Here is a 12332-nt window from a genome sequence, read left to right as displayed (position 1 = left end):
ACAAAATAAACCATCGTATAATCCGGCTCGATTGATATGAAGGTGTCACCCATGTGACCGGTCAATGTTGTTACCCATGTGACCGGTTCATACACCCCGCTCACCCCCGCCCTTTCCCCCTCTCCCACATCTCGCGAGTCATTTCCCAAAGCTCAGTCTCAAGATCCCCAGAAACATACTGGCCCATTTGCTTGCGGACCAGCCGCATGCCGCTGCGGGAGGAGATGTTTTTCGAACGCTGATTGGTGACCGCTTTTGGCGCGCGCAGCACATCTTTACCCAGTGTCGCAAACCAGAAGTCGTTGACCACATCGCAGGCTTCGCTCATCAATCCTTGCCCTTGCCATTCTGGCACCAGCCAGAAACCACGGTTGTTATCAGGCTGGTCCATCAGACAGATAACGCCTATCAGCTCGTTTTCCGCTTCTTTGCGACGTAGCGACCAGAACCAGCCGGTGCCGTTTTTGGTGGCGGCTAAGGCGACGTTATCGACGTAGTTTTGCGCCGCACCTTCAGGAAAAGGCCACGGCACGGTGGAGACCAGATACTGCACGATTTCCCAGCGCGGGAATTTCTGTTGGATCTGCACGGCATCTTCTGACTGCAGCGGTTTGAGCAGCAGTCGCGCGGTTTCTAAAGCAGGCGTTGTCACGATAGTCCCCTCCCAAATCCGTCTTAATACAGCAACATAATTTGGGGAATGCCTGGAACGCAACCACAAAACAGGTAGCTTGCTTCTAGCGATGGAAAACCCGGGATGAGAAGCGGTACCAGCCAGCAAACGCCAACAAAAAAAGTGCGAGGCTTATCCATTCGGGCATTTCAACGCTCCCGAACACAATGCCCACGGCTGCACAAAGTACCGCTGCTGCGAACAAGATGGCCAGTGTCTGGCGCGGGCTGAACCCACATTTCATGACGATATGGTGGATATGCCCGCGATCAGGGCGAAACGGACTAACCCGGCTGCACAGGCGACGTAAACACACCGCGCCCATGTCAGCCAGCGGTATCGCAATCAGCCACAGCGCTGTGACGGGTGTCATCACCGGTTGTTCAGACTGCGTGGCGACCACCAGCAGCCAGATGGCGGCAAAGCCAAGGACCGTGCTCCCGGCATCGCCCATAAACACTTTGCGTTTTTTACCGCCGAACAGACCAAGATTGGCAGCCAGATACGGCAGTAATGCCAGCACCAGCGCCAGGCTCCACTGGCCTTCTCCGTGTTGACCATGCTGGTAAAAGAGCCAGGCCAGCGCCGAAAAGGTGACACAGGAAACCGCCCCGAGTAATCCATCAATGCCATCTATCATATTGAAAGCATTAATCGATGCCCAGATGGCGACCAGCGTCAACAGATATCCCGCTGCGCCCAGCACCATCACGTAGCCAGGCACAATTTCCCCAAGCGTCCAGAGTGTGTTTCCGGAGTACATCATCAGTACAGCAGTCAGCGCCTGAGCGATGATCCGCGGCATTACGGGCAAGTTGAAGCGGTCATCGATAACGCCGACAATCAACAGCAGCGAGAGACAAAACCAGAAAATAGGCTGCGCATCGAGCCAGCCCGGGTTGAGCATCTGCACCGCACAGAGCGCTATCCACACCGAAATGCCCCCAACCAGCGGAATATGCCCGTCATGAACTTTACGCGCATCAGGTTTATCCAGCAGACCAATGACCGGAGCCGTTTTTCTGGCGACTGCCAGCCCGGTAAAGCCGCTAAGGAATACCATCAAAAAATCTATCGTGATGCCTGTCAGCATGCTGCGCTCTCCTTCGCATAACGCTTTGCTTAAGAAAACCCCCGCAGTGCGGGGGCTGATTTACTCTTTTTCGGCGTAGCTGTAGCCGTAATGGTGATACCCGTAGCCGTACTGGCTGCTGGCGCGTTTGACTATCCCGTTGAGGATCGCGCCTTTGATGTTCACCCCGCCTTGTTCCAGACGCTGAACACACACGGTCATCTCTTTGACGCTGTTCATCCCGAAACGCGCCACTACAAGGCTGGTTCCTGCGATACGGCCAATCACCGCGGCATCGGTCACCGCAAGAATCGGCGGCGTGTCGATAATCACCATGTCGTAGTGCTCGCTTGCCCATTCCATCAAGTGACGGAAACGTTCATGCATCAGCAGCTCCGCCGGATTGGGCGGCACTTGCCCACGGGTGATCACGTCAAAACCGCCTTTGTCGAAGGTGCGGATCACAGAGCTGGTTTCCACTTTGCCCGCCAGCGCATCCGACAGCCCCGCGTGGTTGTCCATTGAAAACAGCTCATGAGAATAACCGCGACGCATATCGGCATCGATGAACAGCACTTTTTGCCCGGACTGCGCCACAATCGCCGCCAGCGTGCTGCTGACGAACGTTTTGCCGCTGTCCGGCGTGGCACCGGATATCATCAGCAAATTATTCGACGACTCCATCATCGCGAAGTGCAGGCTGGTACGCAGACCACGCACGGCCTCAACAGCAAGATCGACCGGATTATCCACCGCCAGAAACGGCACGTTTTTGGTGCGATGGCGGAAGGTGGTCGAGAAGATGTTTTTGCTGCGCAAACGCGTTTTCTTTTCCAGCCATTCAGACACAGGCACGGTGGCGTACACGTTGATGCCCTGCTCTTCCAGCTGTTCCGGCGATTCAATCCCACGGCGCAACATCGCGCGTGCCAGCACCAGGCCGACAGAAATAAACAGGCCAAGCATCAGCCCCATCACCACCACCAGCGCCTTTTTTGGCTTAATGGGCTGCGGCTGAGTCACCGCAGAATCGATGATGCGCACATTACCGATGGCGCTCGACTGAGCAATGCTCAGTTCCTGCTGGCGGTTGAGTAATTGCAGGTAAACCGCACGACCAGATTCGACATCGCGGCTCAAACGCAGCACTTCCTGTTGCGTCGCAGGCATCGCCGAAACGCGTTTGTTAAGGCGCTTTTTTTCCTGTTCCAGCGTCTGGCGTTTATCCATCAGCGCTTTGTAGGTCGGGTGATCCTTCTTGTACAGCTGCGAAATTTCCGCCTCACGGAAGGTCAGTTCGTTCAGCTGATTGTCGGTATTCACAATCTGTTCGAGCACCGATTTGGCTTCCAGATTGAGATCGACCGAGTCGCGTTCCTGACGGTAGCTGTTGAGCTTGCTTTCAGCCTCATCCAGCTCGCCGCGCACTTTTGGCAACTGGCTTTGCAGGAACTCCAGGCTGCGCGAATCTTGTGCGGCCTGGCGGGCGATATTTTGCTGCAAATAGTTATCCGCAATGCTGTTGAGAATGCGGGCGATAAGCTGCGGGTCGTCACCGGTCATGGTCAGCCCCAGCATACCGCTGTCTTTGCTACGCTCGTTGACGGCAAAACTGAGCTGCAAATCGTTAATCGCTTCCAGCTCCGTTTGCTGGCTGAGCGTGAACCGGGTGCCCGGTCGCGCCTGAATATCCGCGATTTTCAGCGAAATGCCGTCCACATCCAGCAATTGCCCCTGTACGCCGTCAGCGCTGAGGCTTTCACCTTCAAGGTGATAACGGCCTTCTTCGCCTACGGTCAGCGTCAGGATTTGCGACTTGCCGTAAAGACGCGGAATGTTCATCCAGCTGATAGCCAGTTCAGCTGGTTGTTCACCGGTTAAACGCGCCCAGCCGCGGCCAAAGACCGGGAAATACTTTTGCTGAACGACGTTACGCAGGCTCAGGTCATCAATGGTTTTGCCGAGGATCATCCTGGATTGCAGCAACTGCATTTCAGGGGCCGATTCCGGCGAGGCATTCGGCATCATCTGGCTCAGGCTGCTGAGCAGCGCGTTGCCCTGCTTTTGCTCCACCTGAATCATGGCGTCAGCCTGATAGACTGGCGTGGAGAACAGCGCGTAAACCACCGCCAGCACGGTGAACAGCGCGGTTATCCCGATAATCAGCTTTGCATGGTCAAGAAGTTCGCCAAGCAGACGGCCCAAATCAATCTCATTCTCTGCCGTGGCAGCGCCCTGCGGCGCGCTAAGGTTTTTGGTCGACATAACACAACTTCCGTGAATTTAGCTGAGCCTTTTTGCCCATTCCTGACTGGCCTGTTGCATCAGGCCGTAAACATGATCGAACGCTTCGTGACTTTTGCGGTAAGGATCCGGGATCTCTTTTTCCTTAAGCCACTGGCCGAAGAACAGCGTCTTGCCCCTGACTTCTGGCACCATCGACGTCACCTGAGCAATATGCTCGGATTCCATCACCAGAATCAGGTCATACTCCCGCGCCATGGCGGGCGTGATTTTGCGGGCGATATGGCCTTCAAGGGATAACCCGTTTTTCTCCGCCGCCTGGGAAGCCGCCGAATCTGCTGGTTTTCCGGTTAAGCCTGCGGTCCCCGCAGAATCAACCTGAACGTGCGGCAGCATTTCACGCAGCAAGCGCTCGCCCGTGGGCGAACGACAAATGTTTCCGGTGCACACCACCAGAATGGAGTGGAAACTTAGTTTGGCCATGATTTGATAAACCTCGCGGTTTCGGTGAGATCGTGAACGCCGGAGATAGTCGGGACCAGTTGCGAAATCACGCGATTCCAGCGCACCAGCGGCGCAGTGGTGACATACACGATGTCGTAAGGTTCGAGCGGGAATTCCGTGCCGAGCACCATCGCCGTGGCATCTTTGGTATTGAGCTGATAAACGTTGGCAATCTTGCCGCCCTGCTTGCCTTTCAGTGAGCGAATGACAAACACGCCGCTGGCGTCGGACATCTCCTGCTTCATGCCTTCAGCATTGCCGAGCGCTTCTGCCAGCGTCATGCCGCTGCGATCCATTTTGAGCGTGCTCTGGCGGCCCACTTCGCCCATCACAAAGACTTTCAGATCGTCATTGCGCGGCACGAAAAGAATATCGCCTGGATGCAGCAGTTTGTTTTGGGTCAGATCTCCGCGCTGCATCAGTGCATACAGTGAGATTTTTGTGTCCTGCCCTTGATGCGTGAGCACCACGTTGCGCCAATCGGCGTCTGCGGTCAGGCCGCCTGCGTTGTTGATGGCATCCATCACCGTCAGCGGAATGTTGGTGATTGGCTGTTGGCCAGACTTCGCCACTTCGCCCGTCACATACGTTTTCTGCGAACGGAATGCGGCGATGCTGACATCCACCTGCGGGCTCTCAATCACTTTATCCAGCCGCGCGGTTATCTCGGCGCGAACCTGAGTCAGCGTTTTCCCGGCCACCTTCAGCCGACCGATATAAGGGTAGAAAATCGCCCCGTCGGCATTCACCCAGTTGCCCGTGTCGCTGGCGCTACGATACTGGCCCGCAGGCGTCGTCAGTTCCGGGTGATCCCAGACGGTGACCATCAGCACATCGCCCACGCCAATGCGGTATTCATACTGAGTCAGTTGTTCATCCAACAGCGGATTGGCGCGAGAAGTCACCGGCTGCGGGCGAAGTTTATCGACCAGCCCTGGCGTCAGCGGGTAGACGTTGACCATTTTATCGAGGTCGTACTGGCTGTCCGGCAGTTCGATGACATCTTTGCCACGGGTGCTCAGCCCCTGACCGGGCACCACAGTGCAGCCGCTCAGCGTCACAAGCGCCAGACCCAGCAGGGAAAATTTAAAGATTCGCTTTTTCATGTCTCACTATCATTCATCAAGGTGTTCAGGGTTATTGCCCCACGGGCATTTCGCGTTCTGCGGTCATGCCGTAGAGCTGATATTTGCGGCCGAGCATTTGCCCGCCATCACGCGTTAACGGCGTCCAGGACACCACGGCGCGGTTGCGGTTTGGCGAGATGGTCATCAGATCCAGCGGCACAGAGACATAAAAGCCTTTGCTGAAGCCGCCTTCGCCGTAGTCTTCTTTTGAGACATTGGTCATCGCCGCCCACACGCCCACGGTCACGCCGCTGTCAAAACGCTTAGCGACATCCAGCGTCGCGCCTTTGTCTTTCGCCAGATACTGGCCGACACTGAGCTTCATCAATACCGAATTGACCTGCGGCGGGTTCCAGTAAGCAGTCAGAAAACCTGTCGGCGCGCTGTAGTCGGTAAAGCGCATCATGTTGTTCCAGTCGCGTTGTTTGACGTAGTTCACGTCCATTCCCAGTGCCCAACTGGCATCCAGCGGACGGAAAAGCACTTCAGCTCCGACGCCGCCGTACATCGTTTCCAGATAGCCACCGTAGAGCTGGCCGTAAAAGCCCTGCCCGAGGCGACGAACGTAGTTACCCTGCAGGTTGTTGACGTAAACATCGTTGGCGACATAGTCGCGAATGTGGGTTCTTACTCGCGGCAACGTTGAGTCTGTAGGCAGGAGCGAGGAGTTAAATTTGTCGTAGTTGTTGTAGAGGTTGGCGAACACGCCACCGTCGAGCAGCAGGTTATCCGTCAGCCAGTAGTTGGCGCTTGCTAATAGCCCAACCTGGAACATATAGAACCCTTCAGGGCCACCGAGCGACTGAGCAAGGGTTGGCGAAAGGGAGTAATTGAAACGGCTCTCTTTGATGCGATAACCACGCCCCCAGGCGGAGAAATCAACCGGCTCCACGCGTTGCTGTTCCAGCGTTTTTTCCTGCCCGAGAGGATAGCCCTCAAGCTGCTGGCGCAGGCTGGAGACCTGAGTTTCCGTGGTGACCATGGGCAGATGATTGCGCGTCTGCGTCACGCTCAGCGTTTCAACGCCTTCCGGCAGGTGATTAATCAGAATGCGATTGGCACGATCCACGGCTTCCCGCGAATCGCGATAACGGTACTGCTCGCCGCGCAGATAGAGCGTGTTATCCCGCTGGAGCATTTCCGGGGCGTTAAATCCGGCGTTATATTTTAATTCAGTGAGCTGGCTCGCAACGGCGGTGTACTGCAGCCCCGTTGTCTCCGGCGCTGGCTGATAGTGCGGCTTCGGGTTATCCCGCAACGCCGGGCGCAGATCGTTGAAATTGGTCCGCAGCGTAAAACCGAACATCAGCGTGTTGCCACGCTCGTAGTTCAGCGTCAAATCTGCCCATTCGGCGGCACGGTAAACTGCGCCAACGTTAAACGGGCTGGCTTGTTTGATGTGGCCCGCAAACTCGTTCTTATAATCGTTGCCGTCATACTCCAGCTTGAGGCGCAGCGGGTGCCACGGAGTCTGGTATTCCACGCCAGCGAACAGCGCTGCCGGGCCACGGAACATGTCGCTGAAGCTGATATCACCTGCATCGTTCAGTTCTGCTCGGGTGCAGTACTTATCATTCATGCGGCAGAAAGGGTTACTGATATTGCCGCTATTGCCCGGATATCCCCACGCCATGCCGAAAGTCAGATCAACCGGCCCAACCCTTTTGCTGGCCGCCAGATACTCACCGTCGAATAAACCCGTTCCGGCAATATCGCGTTTGCCTAATGCCAGTTGCGGTATCCAGGCTGACTCTTCCCACAGTCGAACTTTGAAATCGAAGGACTTGTCTTTGTAGCTCTGGTCGCCGCTGAAATCCGGGTTGTTGCTGTATTTGCGGGTACGGACATCGGAATAGCGAATGGTGCCTTCCAGCCACGGGAACAGCGCAATCGACGTCGAATAAAAACGGTACTGATCGTTATCGCGATAGTTGAGGCTGAACTCCCCTTCACGGGCGATGCGGGCGTTAGGCATTTGCAGCAGGCCGGTGCCGCCAAAATCCGACTGAGACGGGCCGAGCGGATCGGGGAATGTTTCAGTTTCGGCATAACAAGCGCTGGAAACAGCCACCGCCAGGCAACTCAGCAACAGACGTTGTTTCATGGTTTCGCCTCCCTTTGTGCCAGCAGACGAATAATCTGTTCATTCAAGCCACGCTCACCTTCGGCAAAACCAACCCAAATCACGCTGCCGGGTTCGGCCTCGCGATGCAGATCGTTCCACAGCGCTATCGGCGCAACGTTTTGCTCCCCGGAAGGTGAAATCACCGTAACGTGGCTGGTGTCGGCTCCCGCCAAAAATAGCTGGCCTTTGAAGTAATCACGTACGCTGGTTGCCGGTAGCCAGCGTTGCTTGCCTGGCGAATCAATCGCACCCAGCAATGTGACGGTGTCCGGTCGCGGCGTCAGATAAAGCTGGTATTCACCTTGCAGGCGAACATTGGCATGGGGCTGAGTGCGTACCACGTCCGGGTCCAGATTCACCGATAAACGACCTACCACCGTAAAGCTGGCAAGCTGTGCTTTAACACTGCGCAACGTCGCGGCCAGCGGCCCTTTCGCCTGCTGTTGCCAGGTGTTGAGCTGCTGCAAAATGTGTTGCTGCTGGGCTTTGGCCTTTTGGCTTGCCGCCGTGGTGGTGATAATGGCACCTGGCCACCAGGCGTTGGCGCTCACTTCAGGTGAGGTCACCAGCTGAGCCAGGGTTTGAACATTCTCAACCCTGATCTGTTGCCCGGATTGGGGGCCGTAAATCGTCACCACGCTGTCTTTTGCAGCGAGAGCGGAAGTGGCGAGCAGTAAGGTGCCTGTCAGCAGCGTTAGAAGCATTTTCATGGGGCGGGTTTCAGGAGCGTCATTTCTGCGGGCAGTACGCCTGCGCCAATCATTTGCTGACTCTGACGAACCAGCCCGGTAGTGTTCTCAATCCAGAACGTGTTTTGCCATTCGCGCTGCGGTGAAGCGCTGCGCACGGTTTCCCGCCACAGTTGTGTCTCAACAGGCTGACCGGCAATCATCAGCGTGCTTTTCCCCGCAGAGGTAAACGTTGAGGTCAGTCGGGCGGAACGTAGCTCACCGTCTTCGGTCCAACGGATGTCACGCTGCCATTGCTGACCATTTTGTAGCTGCGCGGCATTTCTCAGCGGATCGCTGGCAAGATGAGTCACTTCCAGAAGGTTGCTGTGCAGGCCGACGGTTTTTTCCAGCCGCCCGTGGTCCGTCACGATCATCGCGTGATCCTGAGTGAGCCATTTGTTGAGGCCGTTTTCCCGATAGCCGAGCACCACAAAAATGCGCTGACCGTCGTTGAGCCGCAGATACATCGTGGCGTAGGGCAGAGCCTGAATCTCTTCATCTGCCACCACTACGTCCGGCGCACCGCGCAGCGATGCGGAGAACGTGTCCACCATACTTTGCTGGCTGGGCGTACACCCTTGCAGGAACAGCCCTATCAAGGGAAAAATCAGCACTCGCACCCTAACTCCTTCTCAAAATGAATCCCTAAACCGCTTCAGGGTGAAATTACCCGGGGCCAACTGCGCCGCCGGGTAACAGGCACTGAGTGAGTCACTCAGCGCAAACCGCCTTAACGCGTGGCAGTGGTGGTGGTGGTGTTTTTAGAGCCATCGCTGCTGTCGTTGGCCGCAACAACCGCCAGTGTGGCGAGGCCAGCAACGGCGCTCACACCCACGACGGTGGCGGTGCCTACTGCGCCAGCGGCCACGCCGCCAGTGGTCCCTGCGGTTGCAGCCGTGGTGCCTGCAGCTGCTTCAGTTGCGGCGACCGCGGAAGGTGCGACTGCGGCGAAGGTCAGCGCAGCCAGAACTGCACAAAGCGTCTTTTTCATTTATGTTCCTCATTCAATGAATGGACTGATTGAACCTGAATATTCAGGCTAGTTAACCGGGTATACGCCCGGGCTGACTTCCGTCCCTGAAAGGCACGGAATATCATCCATGCCACCGCCCTGGCTCTGGCTGCCAGTGTGCGAAGATGGGTTGCGAAAATAGGGTCTGACGTCTGGAGATAGTAATAAGTGAAGTCGCTGGAGTAGGATAATTCCCAAGTTAAAAAATAACAACCGACCGCAATTTCATGCGCCTTCGCCTGCGGATAGATAATCACATTATTTTTACCGCTTAACTCACTCTTTAAAATACTTTATCCGCTGCAATAAAAGACGTTTTATCGCCCATCACACACCCACCCAACACACTTTTTTAACATGAAAATACCTTAATAAAGCCCACTAAAAATGACGTTAAAATAAAGTAACAAAAATCAAGGTGAGCTCATTTTTCAGCATTCCAGAATATAATAGTCCATTGCCTTAAAGTGAAATAAGGCGCAACTATGTTGCGTTTATATCCCCTTCAGATTTGCACGATGAACAAATAGCCAAAAAACATTTATTACCGAAATTAGCGTCATTTTTATCAGCAATTCTCGCCTTAATTTTTTTCACCCTGCACATTGGGGTGAAACGTGCTGTTCAATAAGGGTGTCATCAGACTCCGCTTTTTTCGTCGTAGCGGTATCCATAATGGTGATAGCCTTCACCCAGTCGACTGCTGGCTCGTTTGACCACGCCGTTGAGTATCGCGCCTTTCACTTTGACGCCGCCCTGCTCCAGGCGCTGCACGCAGACCGTCATCTCTTTCACGCTGTTCATGCCAAAACGCGCCACCACCAGGCTGGTGCCTGCGCTGCGGCCAATCACTGCTGCATCTGTCACCGCCAGAATGGGTGGAGTGTCAACAATCACCATGTCGTAGGCGTTATTCGCCCAGTGCAGCAGAGAGCGGAAACGTTCGTGCATCAGCAATTCAGAAGGATTAGGCGGCACCTGGCCGCGAGTCAGCACATCGAACCCGCCGGCAGGGAAAGCCTGCACGGCTTGCTCCAGGGGCGTTTTACCAGAGAGGACATCGGAGAGCCCCTTCTCATTGGGCAGCGTGAACAACTCGTGGGCATAGCCTTTGCGCATATCGGCATCGATATAAAGTACGCGCAGTGCCGATTGCGCGACAATCGCCGCCAGGGTGCTGCTGACAAACGTTTTGCCGCTGTCCGGCGTGGCGCCTGAAATCATCAGCACCGCATCAGGCGCTTCCATCATCGCAAAATGCAGGCTGGTTCGCAGACTGCGGATGGACTCCACCGCCAGATCAGCCGGGTTATCAAGCGCCAGATAGCTGTGTGATAGCTTCTGTTTGCTACGCTGGCGCTGGTTCTTTTGCAGCCACTCGGACAACGGCACCGTGGCATAAACGTTGATACCCTTCTCCTCCAGCTGTTCCGGGGAAACAATCCCCCGACGCAGCATGCTTCGCATGAATACACCGCCGACAGACACCATCAACCCCAGCATCACGCCCAACATCACGATTAGCGTTTTCTTCGGCGCAACAGGCCGCGGCTGGGTGACCGCTTCATCGATGATTCTAACGTTACCGATCGCGCTCGAACGCGCAATGCTCAGTTCCTGCTGGCGGTTCAACAATTGCAGATACACCGCCCGGCCAGATTCAACATCGCGGCTCAAACGTAAGATTTCCTGCTGCATCGACGGCATCGTTGACACACGCTTGCTCAGGCGCACTTTTTCGTTCTCCAGCGTGCGACGTTTATCCATCAGCGCTTTATAAGTCGGGTGATCTTTCTTGTAGAGCTGCGAGACTTCGGCTTCACGGAATGTCAGCTCGTTAAGCTGATTGTCGACATTCACCACCTGCTCCAGCACGGATTTGGCTTCCAGATTGAGATCGACTGAATCGCTGGCTTTGCGGTAGCGGTTCAGGCGATCTTCCGCCTGATCCAGTTCGCCTCGCACTTTCGGCAGCTGTGTCTGTAAAAAATCGAGACTGCGGGAGTCCTGAGCAGCCTGCCGCGCCACGTTCTGTTGCAGATAATTGTTCGCTATGCTGTTGAGGACATCAGCGATGTGCTGCGGGTTGTCGCCTTTCATTGTCAGCCCCAGCATGCCGCTGTCTTTGCCACGCTCGCTCACCGAAAAGCCCTTTTGCAGCTCGTTTATCGCTTCCAGTTCCGTCAGGCGTTTGAGGATAAAGCGAGTGCCGGGGGGTGCATCAATGGAACGAATATTGACGGAGATCCCCCCCAGTTCGACCATTTCACCGGGCGCACTGTCCACGGAGAAACCTTTACCCGATAACCGAAAGCGCCCTTTTTTCCCCACGGTCAGCAACAGCGTCTGGGCTTTGCCGTGAACGCGAGGCATATGCAGCCAGTTGAGGGTGACGGTGCCTGGTTTTTTCCCGGTGAGGCGCGCCCAGCCACGGCCTAGCACCGGCCAATAGACCTGCTGAACCTGGCTGCGCAGATTGAGGTCATCAATGGTTTTACCGAGGATCATGCGGGATTGCAGAAGTTGCAGTTCAGGTGCCGATTCCGGCGAGGTGTTGGGCATCATCTGGCTGAGACTATTGAGCAGCGCATTTCCCTGCTTTTGCTCAATCTGTACCAGCGCATCAGCCTGATAAACGGGGGTGGAGAACAGCGCCCAGACAACCGCAACCAGCGTGAACAAGGCGGTAATACTCACAATCATCACCCGGTGGTCGATAAGCTCTCCCAGCAGACGCCCCAGATCAATCTCGTTCTCTGCGGCTGTCGCACCGCCTGGGGTACTCAGGTTTATCATCGACATTTTTACCCATTCCTTTGAGACTTTGTCCCTTGCTATTTCTTA

General features: G+C 55.5%; 10 protein-coding genes. All 10 read right to left on the bottom strand.

What is annotated here, in order from left to right:
• Window positions 1–100 precede the first annotated feature (100 nt).
• A complete protein-coding gene (locus ACI2I2_RS08075) occupies window positions 101–652 on the bottom strand; it encodes a GNAT family N-acetyltransferase (protein ID WP_404657449.1) in 552 nt (183 codons plus the stop codon).
• An 85-nt stretch (window positions 653–737) separates the two neighbouring features.
• On the bottom strand, window positions 738–1766 hold the full coding sequence (gene wecA, locus ACI2I2_RS08070; protein WP_404657448.1) for a UDP-N-acetylglucosamine--undecaprenyl-phosphate N-acetylglucosaminephosphotransferase: 1029 nt from the start codon (window positions 1764–1766) through the stop codon (window positions 738–740).
• A gap of 60 nt (window positions 1767–1826) precedes the next feature.
• The gene (etk, locus tag ACI2I2_RS08065; protein WP_404657447.1) at window positions 1827–4010 is read right to left on the bottom strand and encodes a tyrosine-protein kinase; all 2184 of its coding nucleotides are present in this window, start codon (window positions 4008–4010) and stop codon (window positions 1827–1829) included.
• Between the two features lie 18 nt (window positions 4011–4028).
• Window positions 4029–4472, bottom strand: coding sequence for a protein tyrosine phosphatase (locus ACI2I2_RS08060; RefSeq protein WP_404657446.1), 444 nt, complete (start codon window positions 4470–4472; stop codon window positions 4029–4031).
• The gene (locus tag ACI2I2_RS08055; RefSeq protein ID WP_404657445.1) at window positions 4460–5599 is read right to left on the bottom strand and encodes a polysaccharide export protein; all 1140 of its coding nucleotides are present in this window, start codon (window positions 5597–5599) and stop codon (window positions 4460–4462) included. The genes ACI2I2_RS08060 and ACI2I2_RS08055 overlap by 13 nt, the downstream gene beginning before the upstream one ends.
• A 31-nt stretch (window positions 5600–5630) precedes the next feature.
• Entirely contained in the window at window positions 5631–7724 is a 2094-nt protein-coding gene (locus ACI2I2_RS08050) for a YjbH domain-containing protein (protein ID WP_404657444.1), read from the bottom strand.
• The gene (locus ACI2I2_RS08045; protein ID WP_404657443.1) at window positions 7721–8455 is read right to left on the bottom strand and encodes a capsule biosynthesis GfcC D2 domain-containing protein; all 735 of its coding nucleotides are present in this window, start codon (window positions 8453–8455) and stop codon (window positions 7721–7723) included. Before ACI2I2_RS08045 ends, ACI2I2_RS08050 begins: the two co-directional genes overlap by 4 nt.
• Complete coding sequence (locus tag ACI2I2_RS08040) at window positions 8452–9096, bottom strand: YjbF family lipoprotein (protein WP_404657442.1); 645 nt, start codon at window positions 9094–9096, stop codon at window positions 8452–8454. The genes ACI2I2_RS08045 and ACI2I2_RS08040 overlap by 4 nt, the downstream gene beginning before the upstream one ends.
• A gap of 110 nt (window positions 9097–9206) precedes the next feature.
• Window positions 9207–9467 carry a hypothetical protein gene (locus tag ACI2I2_RS08035; RefSeq protein WP_404657441.1) on the bottom strand — a complete coding sequence of 87 codons (261 nt, stop codon included), beginning with the start codon at window positions 9465–9467 and terminating at the stop codon, window positions 9207–9209.
• A 660-nt stretch (window positions 9468–10127) separates the two neighbouring features.
• Window positions 10128–12290: a polysaccharide biosynthesis tyrosine autokinase gene (locus ACI2I2_RS08030; RefSeq protein ID WP_404657440.1), complete on the bottom strand. Its 2163-nt coding sequence runs from the start codon at window positions 12288–12290 to the stop codon at window positions 10128–10130.
• Between the last annotated feature and the right edge of the window lie 42 nt (window positions 12291–12332).

It is taken from the genome of Scandinavium sp. NPDC088450, assembly GCF_044900545.1.
Lineage (GTDB): Bacteria > Pseudomonadota > Gammaproteobacteria > Enterobacterales > Enterobacteriaceae > Scandinavium.
The sequence above is the reverse complement of the archived record's forward strand: the minus strand, read 5'-3'. Positions and strand labels throughout refer to the sequence as shown.

Coding starts and splice junctions, on each gene's coding strand:
- wecA (WP_404657448.1), bottom strand. CDS start 1,766: ATGCTGACAGGCATCACGATAGATTTTTTGATGGTATTCCTTAGCGGC.
- etk (WP_404657447.1), bottom strand. CDS start 4,010: ATGTCGACCAAAAACCTTAGCGCGCCGCAGGGCGCTGCCACGGCAGAG.
- ACI2I2_RS08060 (WP_404657446.1), bottom strand. CDS start 4,472: ATGGCCAAACTAAGTTTCCACTCCATTCTGGTGGTGTGCACCGGAAAC.
- ACI2I2_RS08055 (WP_404657445.1), bottom strand. CDS start 5,599: ATGAAAAAGCGAATCTTTAAATTTTCCCTGCTGGGTCTGGCGCTTGTG.
- ACI2I2_RS08050 (WP_404657444.1), bottom strand. CDS start 7,724: ATGAAACAACGTCTGTTGCTGAGTTGCCTGGCGGTGGCTGTTTCCAGC.
- ACI2I2_RS08045 (WP_404657443.1), bottom strand. CDS start 8,455: ATGAAAATGCTTCTAACGCTGCTGACAGGCACCTTACTGCTCGCCACT.
- ACI2I2_RS08035 (WP_404657441.1), bottom strand. CDS start 9,467: ATGAAAAAGACGCTTTGTGCAGTTCTGGCTGCGCTGACCTTCGCCGCA.
- ACI2I2_RS08030 (WP_404657440.1), bottom strand. CDS start 12,290: ATGTCGATGATAAACCTGAGTACCCCAGGCGGTGCGACAGCCGCAGAG.